Genomic DNA, 18719 nt, shown 5'->3' with positions numbered 1-18719 from the left:
GGACGGTTCGCCAGCCGCGATGGCATTCAATCACTTACCGGCAGGCGTGCACGACGCCTTGGCCCCATTGTCCGTCACGCCAGTGACACACTCGGTGCCGATGGCCAAGAATCACCGATCCGATCGACCCCTGGCAGACCCGGCGCCCCGGTTCTCGCCGGGCATGGTCCTGGACCGGCTCGCCTCCGGGCCGAGCCGGGCTTCGCGCATCACTCATACGGAGCACTTGCCCCCACGTGCGGGTCGCCATGCCGTCTGGCCCGACCGGATCCGCGCCGAAGTGATCTCGGCCGTCCGCGCCTGCGGCATCGAGCATCCCTGGGCCCACCAGGCGCTGGCCGCCGAGCACGCCCTGGACGGCGACTCGGTGGTGGTGGCCACCGGCACCGCCTCCGGCAAGTCCCTGGCCTACCTCGTACCCGTCCTGTCCACCCTCCTGGACGGCGCCGAGGCCCCGAACGGCCGCGGCGCCACCGCCCTCTACCTGGCCCCCACGAAGGCCCTCGCGGCGGACCAGTGCCGCTCGGTGAAGGAACTTTCACATCCCCTGGGGAACGCCGTTCGCCCAGCCGTGTACGACGGCGACACCCCGTTCGAGGAACGCGAATGGGTCCGGCAGTACGCGAACTACGTCCTCACCAACCCCGACATGCTGCACCGCGGCATACTGCCCTCCCACCCCCGCTGGTCCTCCTTCCTGAAGTCCCTCAAGTACGTCGTCATCGACGAGTGCCACACCTACCGCGGCGTCTTCGGCTCGCACGTCGCCCAGGTGCTGCGCCGCCTGCGCCGCCTGTGCGCCCGCTACGGCTCCTCACCCGTCTTCCTGCTGGCCTCCGCCACCGCCGCCGAGCCCTCGGTCGCCGCCCGCCGGCTGACCGGGCTGCCGGTGGTGGAGGTCGCCGACGACGCCTCCCCGCGCGGGGAGCTGGTCTTCGCCCTCTGGGAGCCCCCGCTCACCGAACTGCACGGCGAGAGGGGCGCACCCGTCCGGCGTACCGCCACGGCCGAGACGGCCGACCTGCTGACCGACCTCACCGTCCAGGGCGTGCGCTCCGTCGCCTTCGTACGCTCCCGGCGCGGCGCCGAGCTGATCTCGGTGATCGCCCAGGAGCGCCTCGCCGAGGTGGACCGCTCCCTGGCCCGGCGTGTCGCGGCCTACCGCGGTGGCTACCTCCCCGAGGAGCGGCGCGCCCTGGAACGCGCCCTGCACTCCGGGGAACTCCTCGGCCTGGCCGCGACGACGGCCCTGGAGCTCGGTGTGGACGTCTCGGGCCTGGACGCGGTGGTGATCGCCGGATATCCGGGCACGCGGGCGTCCCTGTGGCAGCAGGCGGGCCGCGCGGGCCGCTCCGGGCAGGGCGCCCTGGCGGTGCTGGTGGCCCGCGACGACCCGCTGGACACCTTCCTGGTCCACCACCCCGAGGCCCTGTTCGACCAGCCCGTCGAGTCCACGGTCCTCGACCCCGACAACCCCTACGTCCTGGCCCCGCACCTGTGCGCGGCCGCCGCGGAAATCCCCCTGACGGACGACGACCTTGAGCTGTTCGGCCCCGCCTGCGCGGAGCTGCTTGGGCAGCTGGAGACCGCGAAGCTGCTGCGCCGCCGCACCCGGGCCTGGCACTGGACCCGCCGGGAGCGGGCCGCCGACCTCGCCGACATCCGTGGCGAGGGCGGCCGGCCGGTCCAGGTGGTCGAGGCCGGCACCGGACGTCTGCTGGGCACGGTGGACGCGGGCGCGGCGCACTCCACGGTGCACGAGGGCGCCGTACACCTGCACCAGGGCCGTACGTACCTGGTGCGCTCCCTGGACCTGGAGGACTCGGTCGCCCTGGTCACCCAGGCCGACCCGCCGTATTCGACGGTCGCCCGCGACACCACGTCGATCTCCGTCCTGGAGACGGACATCGAGGTCCCGTGGGGCGACGGCCGCCTGTGCTACGGCTCCGTCGAGGTCACCAACCAAGTGGTCTCCTTCCTGCGCCGGCGCCTGATCACCGGCGAAGTCCTGGGCGAGACGAAGCTCGACCTGCCTCCTCGTACGCTGCGCACCCGCGCGGTGTGGTGGACGGTCACCGAGGACCAGCTGGACGAGGCCCGGATCAACCCGGAGATCCTCGGCGGCGCCCTGCACGCGGCCGAGCACGCCTCGATCGGCATGCTGCCGCTCTTCGCGACCTGCGACCGCTGGGACATCGGCGGTGTCTCCGTACCGCTCCACCCCGACACCCTCCTGCCGACGGTCTTCGTCTACGACGGCCACCCCGGCGGCGCGGGCTTCGCGGAACGCGCCTTCCACACCGCCCGCACCTGGCTCACCGCCACCCGCCAGGCCATCGCCTCCTGCGAGTGCGAGGCCGGCTGCCCGTCCTGCATCCAGTCCCCCAAGTGCGGCAACGGCAACGATCCACTGCACAAGAGGGGGGCGGTCCGGCTGCTCACGGTGCTGTTGCGGGGGGCACCGGCCCCGCCGGACCCGCTCTCGCCCTGACCTCCGCGGCGAACGGCCCCCGTCCCGACGCCGCCGTCACGTCGGAGGTGTCCCCCACGATCGCGCACCGCACCAGCCGCGTCCCCTGGGCCAGCGCCACCCGGCCCGCCCGCGAGCAGGCCGCCGTGGTGCCCTCGGCCCAGTGGTCCGCCGCCGCGAGCGCCGCCAGATCGGCGCCGCCGGCCGCGCGGTGCCGGACCACGACCGCGTGCCCCAGACCGAGGACGACCCCGAACACCACGCACAGCACGGCGATCGCCCCCACACTCCAGACGGTGGCGGACCCCCGGTCGGCGTCCCGGCACCTCATGGCCCCGCAGCCTCCTTCCCGGCCCCCACGGTGTCCTCCGCCGAGGCCACCGCCTCCTCCCGCACCTCGAACGGCAACCCGCCCAGCACCGGCGGTCTCGCCACGACGGTCACCCGCACCTGGTCTCCCTCACGTCCGACCGTGACCTTCGCGCCGCGCGGTGCGGCCTCGCGGGCCACCGCCACGACCGAGTCGGCCGGGTCCTGCCGGGCCGCCGCGCGGGCGCCGGTACGGGCCGCGTCCAAGCACTGGATCCGGGCCGCCACCACCAGCAGCGCCCAGACCAGTGCCAGCGTGAACGCCACCAGCACCGGAAGCACCACGGCCGCCTCCGCGGTCACGAACCCGGCGTCCCGGCCCTCGCGCCCCTCACATCCGCGCACTGAGGGCTCGTTTCACGATGGCCTGCAGCTCCGCCCTGACCTGCCCGCTGGTCACGACCTCGTAGAGCAGCAACGCGAAACCGACTGCCGCGACGATCCCCATCGCGTACTCGGAGGTGACCATCCCGGCGTCACGACACCGCGCCACCCGGCACCACATCAGCGCCTTCCTGACCTTCTCGACCCGCTTGACCTGTTTGACCTTCTCGAACATCTCAACTCCCCTGTCTCCGGAACGGTGTTCACAACCGCACTCACCCACTCACCGCTCACCCGCTCACCCGCCACCACCTCCTCCCACCACTCCCCCCGCGAGCCCGATCACCACGGGCAGGACGCCGACCGCGATGAAGGCGGGCAGGAAGCACAGCCCCACCGGCGCGGAGACCAGCACGGCCGCCCGGCGAGCCCGTGCGGTGGCGGCGCGCGTCCACTCCGCGCGGGCGTCCGAGGCGAGCCTGGCGACGGGCCCGGCCGCCGGCAGCCCGGACTCGTCCGCCCGCTCCAGGAGCCGCGCCAGCGCCCCCGCACCGGGCAGCGCGGCCAGCCGCCGCCAGGCGTCGGCCGGTTCGCCGCCCAGCCGTACCTCCGCGGCACCGCGCGCCAGCCCTTCCCCGACGGGTCCTCCGAGGGCCTCGCCGACGGCCTGGGCGGCGATCACCGGCCCCGCCCCGGCCGCGATGCAGGCGGCCAGCAGGTCGGCGGCGAGCGGGAGTTGGCGGGCGGCCCGGGCCCTGTCGATCTCCTGCGCCCGGTCCGCCTCCCCCTCGCGGCGGCGCCACCGCCACAGCGCCACGGCGACACCCGCGCCCACCAAGGCGCCGACGACTCCGCCGATCAGCGCCCAGCCGCCGCACACCACTCCGGCCACCGGCAGCCACCGCCGTACGGCACCGCGCACCTCGAAGTAGCGCTCCGCAGGTGGCACTTCGACGGCCAGCAGGCGGGTGAGCCTGCGCCGCGTCCGGCGCTCGTCCCGGGCCGTTTCCAGCCGACGTGCCAGCCAGCCCACGGCCGGCACCGCGGCCACGACCATCCCCAGCCTGTGGACGACTTCCCCGCTCACGCCGCCTCCGCTTCCCGCACGATCCGGGTCACCCACCACATCCCGACAGCCTCGAACACCGCGCCGACGACCAGGCAGCCCAGTCCGGCCCCGGTGTGCAGCAGCACGTGCAACGGGTGGGCGCCCATGGCCGAGCCGAGCAGGAGCCCCAGGACCGGAAGGGCCGCGAGCAGCACGGCCGTCGCCCGAGCCCCGGACAACTGGGCGCGCAGATCGGCGCGTTGGTCCCGTTCGGCGCGCAGGGCCCCGTCGAGCCGGTCGAGGCCGGCCGCGAGTCCGGCTCCCTGGTCCACGGCCACCCGCCAACAGGCCGCGAGCCCCGACAGCCCCTCGGCGCCGGGCGACCGGGCGGCCACCGTGAGCGCGCCCGGCACGTCGCCGCCGAACCGAGCCGCCGCCACCACGGCCGCCTGCGCGTCCCCGAGGCCGCCGCAGTCCCGCGCGGCACGCAGCAGCGCCTCCCCCGGCTGGCGCCCCGCGCGCACCTCCCCGGCGAGCGCCCCGCACAGCCCGATCACCGCGTCCACCCGCCCCTCCCGTGCCGTCCGGTCCTCCCGGGCCCGCCGCAGCCGCCGCAGCAGCGGCACCCCGGCCGCCCCCGCGACGACCGGAATCACCGAGGCACCGAGCAGCGCGAGCACCAGTCCGGCCGCCAGCGACCACCACTCGGCCCGCAACCGGCCGCCGAGCCGGCGCAGTCGGCCGAGCGCCTCCTCCCAGGGCGGCGGCCCGGTCGCCACCACCCCGCCACCGGCGAGCAGCAGCCGCGCCCGTCGCGCCCCGCCCTGCCGCCCGCCCAGCAGCCACACGGCCGCCCCGACACACGCCACGACGGCACTCACGGACATCTCATCCGGCAACCCCACCGACCCCATCGACCCGATTGACACCATTGGCCCGACTGATCCCATCGCCCCTGTCGCTCCCCTCGAATTCGTCACTCGGTCGGCTCATGGCACGCCGCTCGCCGCCGCGTGCCTCCTCGCGCTCACCGTCACCGCGAAGCAGCATCCGCAGCCGCTCCCAGCCGCGCTCGCGCACGAACTCCCGGGCACCCCAGCGCAGCGCCGGTACGGTCCGCACCAGGCCCGAGGCATCCCGTTCCAGCACATGCACCTCCGCGATGCGCCGCCGCCCGGTGCGGTCCCGTACGAGGTGCAGCACGATCGCGAGGGCCGCCGCCAGCTGGCTGTGCAGCGCGGCCCGGTCGAGCCCCGCGGCCGTACCCAGCGCCTCCAGACGGGCCGGCACGTCGGCTGCCGCGTTGGCGTGCACGGTGCCGCAGCCGCCCTCGTGCCCGGTGTTCAGCGCGGCGAGCAGATGCACCACCTCGGGGCCGCGCACCTCGCCCACGACCAGCCGGTCGGGGCGCATCCGCAGTGCCTGCCGCACCAGGTCCTCCAGGGTGACCAGGCCCGCGCCCTCCTGGTTGGCGGGCCGGGTCTCCAGCCGCACGACGTGCGGGTGGTCCGGTCTCAGCTCCGACGAGTCCTCGGCCAGCACGATCCGCTCGCCCGGCCCGACCAGGCCCAGCAGGGCGCTCAGCAGGGTTGTCTTCCCGCTGCCGGTGCCCCCGCTGACGAGGAAGGACAACCGGGCTGCCAGCAGCGCCCGCAGGATCCGGTCGCCGCCGGGCGGTACCGTGCCCGCGCCGACCAGTTCGTCGAGCGTGAACGCCCGGGGCCGTACGACCCGCAGGGACAGGCAGGTGCAGCCGACCGCCACCGGCGGCAGCACCGCGTGCAGCCGGGTCCCGTCGGGCAACCGGGCGTCGGCCCAGGGCCGTGCGTCGTCGAGCCGCCGTCCGGCCACGGCGGCCAGACGCTGGGCGAGACGTCGTACGGCCGCCGCGTCCGGGAAGGCCACCGGTGTCAGTTCCAGACCGCCGCCCCGGTCCACCCACACCCGGTCTGGCGCGGAGACCAGCACGTCGGTGACGGTCGGGTCGGCGAGCAGGGGCTCCAGGGGCCCGCTGCCGACGAGTTCCGACCTCAGGTGTTCGGCCGCGCCGAGGACTTCGGCGTCGCCGAGCACCCGCCCCTGTTCGCGCAGCGCCTGCGCCACGCGCGCGGGTGTCGGTTCGGCGCCGCTCTCGGCCAGCCACCGGCGCACGCCGTCGAGCAGCGCGGGTCCGTCCACCCCGGCCGACGGTCGGCCGGGTCCGGGAGGTGTCCTCATGCGGCACCCGCCTCGACCAGCGTCCGCTGCCAGAAGTCCTTGCAGAAGCGGGCCAGCGGTCCGCGCCCGGGCACGCCGGGCGGCTTTCCCCCGCCGTGGGCCCGCAGCAGGGCCGGTTCGACGGGTACCTCGCCGGCCAGCGGCAGGCCGAGCAGCCGGGCCACCTCGCGGTCGTCGAGGCCGGGCGCGTACGGCCCCCGTACCGCCACTCGCAGGTCGCGCAGGACCATGCCGACGGCGGAGGCGACCCGTGCGGCGGCCGCGACGGCCCGCAGTTCGGCCGGGACGACCAGAACGGCGAGGTCGAGCTGGGCGAGGGCTTCGGCGACCCCGTCGTCCAGGCGCCTGGGCAGGTCGACGACGACCGTCCCGCCGCGCCGCCGGGCGGCGGCGAGCACCGCGCGTACGGCCTGCGGCGGCACGGCGACGCAGTCGCCGCGGTCCCAGCTGAGCAGCCGCAGCGAGTGCAGTTCGGGCAGCGACTCCTCCAGGGCGCCGCCGCCGACCCGGCCGCGGGACGCGGCGAAGGCGGGCCAGCGCAGGCCCTCGGCCGTCTCGCCGCCCAGCAGCACGTCGAGTCCGCCGCCCAGCGGATCGGCGTCCACGAGCAGGGTGCGCGCTCCCTCGCGGGCGGAGGTGACGGCGAGCGCGCAGGCCAGCGTGGACGCACCGGCCCCGCCCCGGCCTCCGATGACCCCGACGGTGAGGGCAGGACGGCCCACGCCCTCGGCGACATCGGCGATGCGGTCGACCAGCCACTGCTCGCCGTCGGGGAGCACCAGGACGTGGTCGGCGCCGATCTGGACGGCCCGCTTCCACACCCCGGGGTCGTCCTGGTCGCGGCCGACCAGCACCACTCCTCGTCTGCGGGCGGCCCCGCGCACCCGCCGCGCGGCGTCGTCGCCGACCAGGACGAGCGGGGCGGCCTCCCAGCCGCCGCGTTCCGGAACCGCGTGGTGGACCTCGGGTGTGGCGCCGGCTGCCGCGCACAGGCGCAGCAGGTCGTCGAGGAGTTCGGCGTCCTCGGTGACGATGAGCGGCCTGGTGGGCCGCCCTTGGGCGGTGGGTGGCGGGTCATGGGTGACGGTTCCGGCCACGGGTGTTCCCCCTTCGCTGCGTCCTTCGCGCAGCCCCCGCGGCCACGCGTTTCCCCAAACATGTGAAGAACCGGCAACCGGGCCTCCATACGAGCGGCCGACATGAATCGGCCATACACGCTCCGACAATCGGAACCGGTCGTGGACTTGCCGCGGCCGGAGCGCATGGGAATCACGGTGCAGCGATCCGGGAAATCATGTGGATCTTGGTCAAAAACAGTGGACAACCGTGGGGCTGTGAATATCTCCGTCACCCACACCGGTGACCGCTGAACCAGTCCCCGGACCGGGGCTCGCGCGGCTTCCACAGCGCAGCCCGATGACTACCCACAGTGACGAACCATGGGCATGGCGAAGCGGCGGCCGAATCCGCGGCCGCCAGGCCTCAGGGCCATGGAGAGAGGGAGAGAAGGTTGAAAACGCACCCGGACATGCGACGACCCCCACCGGGGGGGAGAGTGGGGGTCGTCTCCACGGCCGACTCGGGGGGGGAGGAGCCGGACCGGGTTAGCACGGTCGCGAACGATCCGTGACTTCCATGGTGTACCCGAGAGCCCTCTCAGGCAAACCCACGCGCCCCACCTTACGCCGAATGGTGGGCGCCTATGCTCAGGGTCGTGGATAACCACTCCTTGCCCCGCACAGCGGCCTTCTTTGACCTGGACAAGACGGTCATTGCGAAGTCGAGCACTCTCACCTTCAGCAAGTCCTTCTACCAAGGCGGGCTGATCAACCGCCGGGCCGCGTTGCGAACCGCATACGCCCAGTTCGTCTTCCTCGTGGGCGGCCTGGACCACGACCAGATGGAGCGGATGCGGGAGTACCTGTCCACGCTCTGCCGCGGCTGGAACGTCCAGCAGGTGAAGGAGATCGTCGCCGAGACCCTGCACGACCTGATCGACCCGATCATCTACGACGAGGCGGCCTCGCTCATCGAGGAGCACCACACGGCCGGACGGGACGTCGTGATCGTCTCCACCTCCGGCGCCGAGGTGGTCGAGCCGATCGGTGAGCTGCTCGGCGCCGACCGCGTGGTGGCCACCCGCCTGGTCGTCGGCGAGGACGGCTGCTTCACCGGGGAGGTGGAGTACTACGCCTACGGCCCCACGAAGGCCGACGCGGTCCGGGAGCTGGCCGCGTCCGAGGGCTACGATCTCGACCGCTGCTACGCCTACAGCGACTCGGCGACCGACGTGCCGATGCTGAGCGCCGTCGGGCATCCGCACGCCGTGAACCCGGACCGCGCGCTGCGCCGTGAGGCCCTCGCGCGCGGGTGGCCGATTCTGGACTTCCACCGCCCGGTACGGCTCAAGCAGCGGCTGCCCACGCTGTCCGTTCCGCCGCGCCCGGCCCTCGTCGCGGCGGCGGCGATAGGAGCCGCGGCCGCCACCGCCGGCCTGGTCTGGTACGCGAGCCGACGACGGGCCCGTTTCACTCCTGTTTGAGAGTAAAAGTAAAGAACTGCAGGCAGGGGTTCCGCTTACCCCCCTCTTGCAGTACAAAGGACTCAACGGCCCGCGAGACCAAGGACATCCGAAAGGATCACCTTTTAAACGCATTTGGCCCACGGACCGCGCATGAATACTGGGCACCCACGCGACGTCGACCCGTCGATTACGGGCCAGCCGCACCAGGTGATGGGCAAAGCTCCCCACCTGATGGGCACATATCGAGGACGCTTGGTAACCCGGTGAGCATGCCAGCGGCGGTACGAGAAATCGTACCGCCGCAACCCTTTTGTGCAGATTTCCGCGCCGCCCCTCAGACCGCCCCGCGCTGCAGCGCCTCGCACACCGCCGTCGACTCGCGCACCCCCAGCTCGACCGCCCTGCCACAGTGGGCGATCCAGCTCGCCATGCCCTCCGGAGTACCCGAGACATAGCCGTCGAGGGCCGCCAGATATGCGGCGCGGCCCAGCTCGGCGTGGCCCACCTCGGACGGGCAGACCGATTTCGGGTCCAGGCCGCTGCCGATCAGGACGATGCGTTCGGCCGCACGTGCGACGAGACCGTTGTGGGAGGCGAAAGGACGCAGCGCGAGCAACTCGCCGTGCACGACGGCGGCAGTGACCAGCGCCGGTGCGGCGCTCCCCGCGATGATCAGCTGCGAGAGCCCCTCCAGCCGTCCGGACACCTCGGCCGCGTCCGGCAACGGCAGCTCGATCAGCGGCTCGTCGACCTGCTCGCCCGCCTGGCGCGGCCGTCCGACCTCGTCCCCGTCGCCGGCGGCGGCCACCATGTGCAGCCGGGCCAGCACCCGCAGCGGCGACTGCCGCCAGATGGACAGCAGCTGCCCCGCCTCGGCGGTCAGCCGCAGCGCCGCGCCCACCACGCGCGCCTCGGCATCGCCGCTGAAGTCGGTACGCCGCCGCACCTCCTCCAGGGCCCAGTCGGCACCGGAGAGCGCCGCGGAACCACGGGCGCCGCGCAGCGCCGCCTCGGAGGTGATCGCATTGCTGCGCCGCCGCATGATCCGGTGCCCGTAGACCCGGTCCACGGCCTTGCGCACGGACTCCACGGACTCGGCCACACCGGGCAGCGAACCCAGGGCCGCGAGCGGATCGGCGGTCGCGCCTGTCGTACTCATGAGTACGACCCTACGCACCCCGGCCCCCCACCCCACGAAGGAGTGGTCTTCTTCACTCCACCCGGCACAGAGCGCTGTCGTACGACTACCCTTCGTGAACATGAAAATTGCTTTCGTCGGGAAGGGCGGCAGTGGCAAGACCACGCTCTCCTCCCTCTTCATCCGCCATCTCACCGCCGCCGGCGCTCCGGTCGTGGCCATCGACGCCGACATCAACCAGCACCTGGGTACCGCGCTCGGCCTCGACGACGCGGAGGCCGCCGCGCTGCCCGCGATGGGCGAGCGGCTGTCACTGATCAAGGACTATCTGCGCGGAGCCAACCCGCGCATCGCCTCCTCGGCCACGATGATCAAGACGACCCCGCCCGGCGAGGGCTCGCGCCTCATCCGGGTGCGGGAGCCAAATCCGGTGTACGACGCCTGCGCGCGCCCGGTGGAACTCGACGGCGGCGCCGCCCGTTTGATGGTCACCGGGCCCTTCACGGACGCCGACCTGGGGGTCGCCTGCTACCACTCCAAGACGGGAGCGGTGGAGCTGTTCCTGAACCACCTCGTCGACGGCGCCGACGACTACGTCGTGGTCGACATGACGGCGGGTTCGGACTCCTTCGCCTCCGGCATGTTCACCCGCTTCGACATCACGTTCCTCGTGGCCGAGCCGACCCGGAAGGGAGTCTCCGTCTATCGCCAGTACAAGGAGTACGCCCAGGACTTCGGCGTCGCCCTGAAGGTCGTCGGCAACAAGGTGCAGGGACAGGACGACCTCGACTTCCTGCGCGCGGAGGTCGGGGACGACCTGCTCGTGACGGTCGGGCACTCGGACTGGGTGCGCGCCATGGAGAGGGGCCGCCCGCCCCGGTTCGACCTCCTTGAGGAGTCCAACGCCCGCGCCCTGCGCACGCTCAGGGAGGCGACCGACGCGACGTACGCGCTGCGGGACTGGGAGCGCTACACCCGCCAGATGGTGCACTTCCATCTGAAGAACGCCCTGACGTGGGGCAACGAGCGCACCGGGGCCGACCTGGCGGCGCAGGTCGACCCCTCCTTCGTGCTCGGCGAGGGCGTGGGCGCTCCCGCCTGAGGCCGTCGCCGGACAGTCGGCTGATGCCGGACCGCCGGCCGCCGCTGGACGAGCGGTTACCGCTGGACGGCCGGTGCCCCGGGTACGCCCTTGGGCGCCGGTGCCGGGGGTGCGGAGAGGAAGGACGCCCAGCCCTGCTTCGGGGCCTCGCCCACGTTCAGGGAGCGCAGCTTCGCCAGGGTCTGCGGGTCCTGGGCGTCCAGCCAGTCGGCGAGCTGGTGGAAGGAGACGCAGCGCACCTCGGGCTTGTTGCACACCTCCTTCACCACCTCGTCGAGGGCGCGCATATAGGTGCCGCCGTTCCATGACTCGAAGTGGTTGCCGATGATCAATGGGGCGCGGTTTCCGTCGTAGGCGCGGTAGAAGCCCTTGAGCAGGCCATCGCGCATCTGGTCGCCCCAGTAGTCGAACTTGTCGGGGTCACCCTGGGTCTGGGTGCCGGACTGGTTGACCATGAAGTTGTAGTCCATGGTCAGCTGCTCGTAGGTGTGCCCCGGGAAGGGGACCAGCTGCATCGACAGGTCCCACAGGCCCTCCTTCTTCTTGGGCCACACCTGGTCGTTGACACCGCTGGTGTCGTAACGGAAGCCCAGCTGGCGGGCCGCCTTCATGAAGTTCTTCTGCCCTTCCAGGCAGGGGGTGCGGGCGCCGATCAGCTCCTTGTCGTAGTCGAAGGGCAGCGGTGCCGCCTTGTTCATGCCGGTGTTGGTCTTCCAGGTCTTCACGAACTGCTTGGCCTGGGCGATCTCGCTCTTCCACTCCGCCACCGACCACTCGCCGACCCCGCCGTCGGGCCCGCAGAAGTGGCCGTTGAAGTGGGTGCCGATCTCGTTGCCCTCCAGCCAGGCCAGCCGCACCTGCTTGACGGTGTCGGCGATTCCCCGCTGGTCGTTGAAGCCGATCTCGGAGCTGCCGGGCGAGTGCTGCGGCGGTGTGTAGAGATCGCGTTTCTCCTCCGGCAGCATGTACACGCCGCTGAGGAAGAACGTCATGGTCGCGTTGTTGGCCTTGGCGACCTTGCGGAAGTGGGAGAACAGCTTCTGGCTGTCCTCGCCCGCGCCGTCCCAGGAGAACACCACGAACTGCGGCGGCTTCTCCCCCGCCTTGAGCCGCTCGGGCCGGGGCAGATGCGGCTGCGACCCGGTGTAGGCGGTGGAGCCGTCACCGATCAGACGAAGCACACTGTTGGGCGCCGGCGCTCCCTTCTGGGGCCCGGACGCCCCTTCATTCGAATCGTTGGAGCCGGTCGCACAACCGGCGAGCGATGCGGCACAGGCCGCGGTGACCATGGCACCGACGGCGATCCTGTGGGTGGCGGCCATGTTCCGCCCACCTTCTTCCTTCTCTCAGACACACGCTGATGAGGGCGTTTTCCGGTGATGTGCCGGGTTGTACCGACAGCGCCGCCAAGGTCGCACAGGAACCGAGAAGGAATTAATACGACAAGCCGATAAAAATATTAGTTCGCTCATTAGCGTGAATCGATGGCCCAAATGCCCTGAAAATACATACCTGCACTTTACTTTGCATTACGATTTTTTTGCCGAGACTTGAATTCAACCCGCCGCTACCGCGCTCACCTCGGAGGAGACGGGAACATGCCAGCCTGCGCACCGACCCCCGACCACGCGTTCCGCTGTATGGGCGCCGATCTGTCGGCGTCCATCGCGGTCTTCCTGATCGCCCTGCCCCTGTCCCTGGGCATCGCCCTCGCCACCGGAGCGCCTCTCCAGGCCGGCCTGGTCGCCGCCGCCGTCGGCGGACTCGTCGCCGGACGCCTCGGCGGCTGCCCGCTCCAGGTCAGCGGTCCCGCGGCCGGACTCACCGTGGTCACCGCCGACCTGATCCACCGGTACGGATGGCGTACGACGTGCGGCATCACGGTGCTCGCCGGGCTCGCCCAACTGGGCCTGGGCTGCCTGCGAGTGGCACGCGGCGCGCTCGCAGTCAGCCCGGCCGTGGTGCACGGCATGCTCGCCGGCATCGGCGTGACCATCGCCGTCGCCCAGTTGCACATCGTCCTCGGAGGCAGCCCACAGAGTTCCGTCCTCGCCAACATCCGCGCGTTGCCCGCCCAGTTGGCCCATCTGCACCCCGCCGCGGTGGCGATGAGCGGGCTCACCCTGACCCTGCTGCTGGCCTGGCCCCGGATCCCCGGCCGCCCCGGCCGCCTCCTGCGCACGGTCCCGGCCGCCCTGGTCGCCGTGGCCGGCGCCACCGCGACCGCCTCGCTCACCGGCCTGACCCTGCCGAGGGTCGATCTGCCGTCCTGGCGCAGCCATGCCCTTGCGGGACTCCCCGAGGGACCGGCGCTCGGCATCGTCGCCGCCGTTCTCACCACCACGCTGGTGTGCAGTGTCCAGTCGCTGCTCGGGGCCGTCGCCGTGGACAAGCTGATCGCCGGCCGGCCGGGGCCGCAGTCCCGGGTCCGCCGCGCCGACCTCGATCGCGAGCTGCTAGGGCAGGGCGCCGCCAACATCGTCTCCGGGCGCTCGGCGGGCTGCCGGTCGCCGGGGTGGCGGTGCGGAGTTCGGCGAATGTGAGATCCGGTGCCGTGAGCCGGAACTCCACGATGCTGCACGGCGTTCTCGTAGTGGTCGCCGCGCTGCTGACGGTCCCGCTCCTGGAACTGATCCCCCTCGCCTCGCTCGCCGCCCTGGTGCTGGCCGTCGGCATCCAGATGGTGTCCCTGCACCACATCCGCACGGTGACCCGCCACCGTGAAGTGCCGGTGTACGCCGTCACCACACTCGGCGTGGCCTTCCTCGGCGTCCTGGAGGGCGTGGCCCTCGGGGTCGCCATGGCCGTCGCCCTCGCCCTGCACCGCCTCGCCCGCACCCGCATCACGCACGAAGAGAAGGGAGGAGCCCATCACGTACACGTTCGAGGCCAGTTGACGTTCCTCGCGGTGCCCCGACTCAGCAGAGCCCTGCATCTCGTACCCCAAGGCGCCCACGCCGTCGTGGAGTTGAACGGGTCGTTCATGGACCACGCGGCGTACGAGTCACTGCGGGACTGGCAGAGCGCCCACACCGCGCGGGGTGGCTCCGCCCGGCTGACAGGCCGGCGCACCGGAGTCCGGAACAATGGGCATGAACTCGCCCACGGCATCAGCTCGATCCAGCGACACACCGCACCGCTGGTCCGGGACAAGGCCGCTCGGCCGGCTCGGGAGGGGCAGCGGCCCTCGCGGCTCTTCCTCACCTGTGCCGATTCACGGCTGGTCGCGTCGATGGTCACTTCCAGTGATCCGGGGGACCTGTTCGTCGTGCGCAATGTCGGCAACCTGGTGCCGACGCCGGGCGAGGAGTACGGGGACGACTCGGTGGCGGCGGCCGTCGAGTACGCGGTGGAGGTGCTGAAGGTGCGGTCCATCACCGTGTGCGGGCACTCCGGGTGCGGGGCCATGCGGGCGCTGCTCGATTTCGAGCCCGCAGGTGCCCGGACCCCGCTCGAGCGGTGGCTGCGGCACGGGCTGCCGAGCCTGCGGAGGGTGGCCGCCGAGGGCGGCCGAGCCCGGGCCGAGCCGACCGGGCGGCTGCCCGGGGACCCGGTGGAGCGGTTGTGCATGGCCAACGTGGTCCAGCAGCTGGAGCATCTGCGGGCCCACGAGTGCGTGTCGCGGGCGCTGGCCGACGGGGTGCTTGAGCTGCACGGGATGTACTTCCACGCGGGTGAGGCGCGGGCGTATCCGCTCAGGGAGGACGGCGCGAGGGAAGGAGTGTCCGAACATGTGACAGGTGTGGAGGAAGTCGTCGGTCCCGTCTGAGCGGCGACAGGTCTAAACCAATTATCGGACGGCCCTTGTCATGGGACCCCGGCTTCTGATGAGCTGTGGCCTGGGACACAACGGACACCCTTCGAACGGGAGATGTCGTGAGCAACGAGAGCCTGGCCAACCTGCTCAAGGAAGAACGCAGGTTCGCGCCCCCCGCCGACCTGGCCGCGCACGCCAACGTCACGGCGGAGGCGTATGAACAGGCCAGGGCTGACAGGCTCGGCTTCTGGGCCACGCAGGCCCGCCGGCTGACCTGGGCCAAGGAGCCGACCGAGACGCTGGACTGGTCGAACCCGCCGTTCGCCAAGTGGTTCAAGGACGGCGAGCTGAACGTCGCGTACAACTGCGTGGACCGGCACGTGGAGGCGGGGCACGGCGACCGGGTCGCCATCCACTTCGAGGGCGAGCCGGGCGACAGCCGGGCGATCACCTACGCCGAGTTGAAGGACGAGGTCTCCAAGGCCGCGAACGCCCTGCTGGAGCTGGGAGTTCGCAAGGGCGACCGGGTCGCCGTCTACATGCCGATGATCCCGGAAACGGCGATCGCGATGCTGGCCTCCGCCCGGATCGGCGCCGCTCACTCCGTCGTCTTCGGCGGGTTCTCGGCCGACGCGCTCGCGACGCGCATCCAGGACGCCGACGCCAAGGTCGTCATCACCTCCGACGGCGGCTACCGGCGCGGCAAGCCGTCCGCGCTGAAGCCCGCCGTGGACGACGCGGTGGAGCGGTCCGGCAATGTCGAGCATGTGCTCGTGGTGCGCCGTACCGGGCAGGACGTGGCGTGGAACGACGAGCGGGACGTGTGGTGGCACGACCTGGTCGAGCGCCAGTCCGCCGAGCACACGCCGGAGGCGTTCGAGGCCGAGCAGCCGCTGTTCATCCTCTACACCTCCGGTACGACGGGAAAGCCGAAGGGCATCCTGCACACCTCCGGCGGCTATCTGACGCAGTCGGCGTACACGCACTGGGCGGTGTTCGACCTCAAGCCGGAGACGGACGTGTACTGGTGCACGGCCGACGTCGGCTGGGTCACCGGCCACTCCTACATCGTGTACGGGCCACTGGCGAACGGCGCGACCCAGGTGATGTACGAGGGCACCCCGGACACCCCGCACCAGGGCCGGTTCTGGGAGATCGTGCAGAAGTACAAGGTCACGATCCTCTACACGGCGCCGACCGCGATCCGTACGTTCATGAAGTGGGGCGACGACATCCCCGCGAAGTTCGACCTGTCCTCCCTGCGCGTGCTGGGTTCGGTCGGCGAGCCGATCAACCCCGAGGCGTGGATCTGGTACCGCAAGCACATCGGCGCCGACCGGACCCCCGTCGTCGACACCTGGTGGCAGACCGAGACCGGCGCCATGATGATCTCGCCGCTGCCCGGCGTCACCGAGGCCAAGCCCGGGTCGGCGCAGCGCCCGCTGCCCGGCATCTCGGCGACGGTCGTCGACGACGAGGCGAACGAGGTGCCCAACGGCGGCGGAGGCTACCTGGTGCTGACCGAGCCGTGGCCGTCGATGCTGCGCACCATCTGGGGCGACGACCAGCGGTTCCTGGACACGTACTGGTCGCGCTTCGAAGGCAGGTACTTCGCCGGTGACGGGGCGAAGAAGGACGACGACGGGGACATCTGGCTGCTGGGCCGGGTGGACGACGTGATGCTCGTGTCCGGGCACAACATCTCCACCACCGAGGTCGAGTCCGCGCTCGTCTCCCACCCGTCCGTCGCCGAGGCCGCGGTGGTGGGCGCGGCCGACGAGACCACCGGGCAGGCGATCGTCGCGTTCGTGATCCTGCGCGGTACGGCGTCCGAGGACGACAAGCTGGTCGGTGAGCTGCAGGGCCACGTCGGCGCCACGCTCGGCCCGATCGCCAAGCCGAAGCGGATCCTGCCCGTGGCGGAGCTGCCGAAGACCCGCTCCGGCAAGATCATGCGCCGGCTGCTGCGCGATGTCGCCGAGAACCGCCAGCTGGGTGATGTCACCACGCTGACCGACTCCACGGTCATGGACCTCATCCAGGCCAAGCTGCCCGCGGCACCCAGCGAGGACTGAGCGACGGCCCTGGGGGCACCCGGCCGCAGACGCGCCGGGTGCCCCTTCCGCGACTGACGTGAAGACCACCGGGAGCGGCACGCCCGCCTGGGGTCCGTTGGGTAAAGCACGCACCGCCTTGGGTAAAATAAGCAAAGCGTCAAGAACGCGGCAAGATCCATAGGTGCGCCGGGAAGTCTGGTCGGCATGCGAGCCGTCCCGCCCACTCACCGGAGGTCTCCCGTGGCCGCGCCCCGCACCGCCCCCGTCCGCAAGGTCCTCGGACGTCTGTCCCTGCCCGAGCGGACCTTCGTCGCGGACGCGCTGCGCACCGAGACGGTCGGCGGCGTCCTGCTGCTGATCGCCGCGATCACCGCTCTGGTCTGGGCGAACATACCGGCCCTGCACCACGGCTACGAGACCGTGAGCCACTTCCACCTCGGCCCGGAGACACTCGGCCTGCGGCTCTCCGTCGCCCACTGGGCCGCCGACGGCCTCCTCGCCGTCTTCTTCTTCGTCGCCGGCATCGAGCTGAAGCGCGAGCTGGTCGCCGGTGACCTGCGCGACCCCAGGGCCGCCGTACTGCCCGTGGCTGCCGCGCTGTGCGGCATGGCCGTACCCGCGCTGGTCTCCACCCTCACCAACCTCGTCGGCGGCGGCTCGACCCAGGGCTGGGCGGTGCCGACCGCCACCGACATCGCCTTCGCCCTCGCCGTGCTGGCGGTCATCGGCACCTCGCTGCCGAGCGCCCTGCGCGCCTTCCTGCTGACCCTCGCGGTCGTCGACGACCTGTTCGCGATCCTGATCATCGCGGTCTTCTTCACAGCCCGGATCGACTTCGCCGCGCTCGGCGGGGCCGTGGCAGGGCTCGTCGTCTTCTGGCTGCTGCTGCGCGCGGGTGTACGCGGCTGGTACGTGTACGTACCGCTGGCCCTGGTCATCTGGGCGCTGATGTACAACAGCGGCGTGCACGCGACCATCGCGGGCGTCGCGATGGGCCTCATGCTGCGCTGCACCACCCGTGAGGGTGAGAAGCGCTCTCCCGGGGAGCGCGTCGAGCACCTGGTGCGCCCCCTCTCGGCGGGGCTGGCCGTGCCGCTGTTCGCCCTGTTCAGCGCCGGTGTCCCGGTGTCCGGCCGGGCGCTCGGGGACGTCTTCGGCCGGCCGGAGACCCTCGGGGTGGTCCTCGGCCTGGTCGTCGGCAAGACCATCGGCATCTTCGGCGGCACCTGGCTGACCGCCCGCTTCACCCGCGCCTCCCTCAGTGAGGACCTGGCCTGGGCCGACGTCTTCGCGGTCGCCTCCCTCGCCGGGATCGGCTTCACCGTCTCCCTGCTCATCGGCGAGCTGGCCTTCGAGGGCGACACGGCGCTGACGGACGAGGTGAAGGCGGCCGTCCTGACCGGTTCACTGATCGCGGCCGTGAGCGCGACCGTGCTGCTGAAGATCCGCAACGCCCGATACCGCAGGCTGTGCGAGGACGAGGAGCGCGACGACGACCTCGACGGCATCCCGGACGTCTACGAACAGGACGACCCGTCCTACCACCTGCGGATGGCGGAGATCCTCGAACGCAAGGCCGCCGACCACCGCAGACTGGCCGCCGAGATGGCCGCCGCTCGCCACGGGCTTGCCGAAGTGGCGGGCGGGGCAGGCGACGAGGACGACCGTCGGGCATGATCTGACGAGACGGTACAAATCAAGATGGCAGCAAAG

Annotated in this window: 14 protein-coding genes and 1 pseudogene; 6 read left to right on the top strand and 9 right to left on the bottom strand. The window is 71.9% G+C overall.

Annotated elements, in window-relative coordinates; translation table 11 throughout:
* Positions 1–19 precede the first annotated feature (19 nt).
* A complete protein-coding gene (locus ACFYMM_RS11930; RefSeq protein ID WP_388385694.1) occupies positions 20–2491 on the top strand; it encodes a DEAD/DEAH box helicase in 2472 nt (823 codons plus the stop codon).
* On the opposite strand, the gene ACFYMM_RS11925 is transcribed toward ACFYMM_RS11930, so the two are convergent.
* From ACFYMM_RS11925 to ssd, 7 genes are all read right to left on the bottom strand, one after another.
* Positions 2439–2801, bottom strand: coding sequence for an Rv3654c family TadE-like protein (locus tag ACFYMM_RS11925; protein WP_388385693.1), 363 nt, complete (start codon positions 2799–2801; stop codon positions 2439–2441). The genes ACFYMM_RS11930 and ACFYMM_RS11925 overlap by 53 nt on opposite strands.
* The gene (locus ACFYMM_RS11920) at positions 2798–3142 is read right to left on the bottom strand and encodes a TadE family type IV pilus minor pilin (protein WP_388385798.1); all 345 of its coding nucleotides are present in this window, start codon (positions 3140–3142) and stop codon (positions 2798–2800) included. Before ACFYMM_RS11920 ends, ACFYMM_RS11925 begins: the two co-directional genes overlap by 4 nt.
* A gap of 28 nt (positions 3143–3170) precedes the next feature.
* Positions 3171–3344 (bottom strand): DUF4244 domain-containing protein, encoded by a 174-nt coding sequence (locus ACFYMM_RS11915; RefSeq protein ID WP_388385797.1) that lies wholly within the window; start codon positions 3342–3344, stop codon positions 3171–3173.
* A gap of 117 nt (positions 3345–3461) precedes the next feature.
* Positions 3462–4250, bottom strand: coding sequence for a type II secretion system F family protein (locus ACFYMM_RS11910; RefSeq protein ID WP_388385692.1), 789 nt, complete (start codon positions 4248–4250; stop codon positions 3462–3464).
* Positions 4247–5098 (bottom strand): type II secretion system F family protein, encoded by an 852-nt coding sequence (locus tag ACFYMM_RS11905; protein ID WP_388385691.1) that lies wholly within the window; start codon positions 5096–5098, stop codon positions 4247–4249. The genes ACFYMM_RS11910 and ACFYMM_RS11905 overlap by 4 nt, the downstream gene beginning before the upstream one ends.
* A 1-nt stretch (position 5099) precedes the next feature.
* Entirely contained in the window at positions 5100–6428 is a 1329-nt protein-coding gene (locus ACFYMM_RS11900; protein WP_388385690.1) for a TadA family conjugal transfer-associated ATPase, read from the bottom strand.
* Positions 6425–7525, bottom strand: coding sequence for a septum site-determining protein Ssd (gene ssd, locus ACFYMM_RS11895; RefSeq protein ID WP_388385689.1), 1101 nt, complete (start codon positions 7523–7525; stop codon positions 6425–6427). Before ssd ends, ACFYMM_RS11900 begins: the two co-directional genes overlap by 4 nt.
* A gap of 605 nt (positions 7526–8130) precedes the next feature.
* On the opposite strand from ssd, the gene ACFYMM_RS11890 reads away from it, so the two are divergent.
* Positions 8131–8970, top strand: coding sequence for an HAD family hydrolase (locus ACFYMM_RS11890; protein WP_388385688.1), 840 nt, complete (start codon positions 8131–8133; stop codon positions 8968–8970).
* Between the two features lie 316 nt (positions 8971–9286).
* Here ACFYMM_RS11890 and ACFYMM_RS11885 read toward each other — a convergent pair whose 3' ends face one another.
* Complete coding sequence (locus tag ACFYMM_RS11885) at positions 9287–10111, bottom strand: oxidoreductase (RefSeq protein WP_388385687.1); 825 nt, start codon at positions 10109–10111, stop codon at positions 9287–9289.
* Between the two features lie 94 nt (positions 10112–10205).
* Here ACFYMM_RS11885 and ACFYMM_RS11880 point away from each other — a divergent pair, with 94 nt between their 5' ends.
* On the top strand, positions 10206–11192 hold the full coding sequence (locus ACFYMM_RS11880; RefSeq protein ID WP_388385686.1) for an ATP-binding protein: 987 nt from the start codon (positions 10206–10208) through the stop codon (positions 11190–11192).
* Between the two features lie 56 nt (positions 11193–11248).
* Here the strand turns inward: ACFYMM_RS11880 and ACFYMM_RS11875 are convergent, their stop codons facing one another.
* Entirely contained in the window at positions 11249–12514 is a 1266-nt protein-coding gene (locus ACFYMM_RS11875; protein WP_388385685.1) for a hypothetical protein, read from the bottom strand.
* A 276-nt stretch (positions 12515–12790) separates the two neighbouring features.
* Here ACFYMM_RS11875 and ACFYMM_RS11870 point away from each other — a divergent pair.
* From ACFYMM_RS11870 to nhaA, 3 genes and pseudogenes are all read left to right on the top strand, one after another.
* Positions 12791–14961 (top strand): annotated as a pseudogene (locus ACFYMM_RS11870) (bifunctional SulP family inorganic anion transporter/carbonic anhydrase).
* Between the two features lie 107 nt (positions 14962–15068).
* Positions 15069–17024, top strand: coding sequence for an acetate--CoA ligase (gene acs / locus ACFYMM_RS11865; RefSeq protein ID WP_388385684.1), 1956 nt, complete (start codon positions 15069–15071; stop codon positions 17022–17024).
* A gap of 222 nt (positions 17025–17246) precedes the next feature.
* The gene (nhaA, locus tag ACFYMM_RS11860) at positions 17247–18683 is read left to right on the top strand and encodes a Na+/H+ antiporter NhaA (RefSeq protein ID WP_388385683.1); all 1437 of its coding nucleotides are present in this window, start codon (positions 17247–17249) and stop codon (positions 18681–18683) included.
* The last annotated feature ends 36 nt before the right edge of the window (positions 18684–18719 follow it).

The sequence above is a fragment of the Streptomyces sp. NPDC006739 genome, assembly GCF_042869815.1.
Lineage (GTDB): Bacteria > Actinomycetota > Actinomycetes > Streptomycetales > Streptomycetaceae > Streptomyces.
The sequence above is the reverse complement of the archived record's forward strand: the minus strand, read 5'-3'. Positions and strand labels throughout refer to the sequence as shown.

What these genes read in the sequence shown, in the direction of transcription:
- ACFYMM_RS11930 (WP_388385694.1), top strand. Translation starts at nt 20, where the DNA reads ATGGCATTCAATCACTTACCGGCAGGCGTGCACGACGCCTTGGCCCCA.
- ACFYMM_RS11925 (WP_388385693.1), bottom strand. Translation starts at nt 2,801, where the DNA reads ATGAGGTGCCGGGACGCCGACCGGGGGTCCGCCACCGTCTGGAGTGTG.
- ACFYMM_RS11915 (WP_388385797.1), bottom strand. Translation starts at nt 3,344, where the DNA reads ATGTGGTGCCGGGTGGCGCGGTGTCGTGACGCCGGGATGGTCACCTCC.
- ACFYMM_RS11905 (WP_388385691.1), bottom strand. Translation starts at nt 5,098, where the DNA reads ATGTCCGTGAGTGCCGTCGTGGCGTGTGTCGGGGCGGCCGTGTGGCTG.
- ACFYMM_RS11900 (WP_388385690.1), bottom strand. Translation starts at nt 6,428, where the DNA reads ATGAGGACACCTCCCGGACCCGGCCGACCGTCGGCCGGGGTGGACGGA.
- ACFYMM_RS11890 (WP_388385688.1), top strand. Translation starts at nt 8,131, where the DNA reads ATGCTCAGGGTCGTGGATAACCACTCCTTGCCCCGCACAGCGGCCTTC.
- ACFYMM_RS11885 (WP_388385687.1), bottom strand. Translation starts at nt 10,111, where the DNA reads ATGAGTACGACAGGCGCGACCGCCGATCCGCTCGCGGCCCTGGGTTCG.
- ACFYMM_RS11875 (WP_388385685.1), bottom strand. Translation starts at nt 12,514, where the DNA reads ATGGCCGCCACCCACAGGATCGCCGTCGGTGCCATGGTCACCGCGGCC.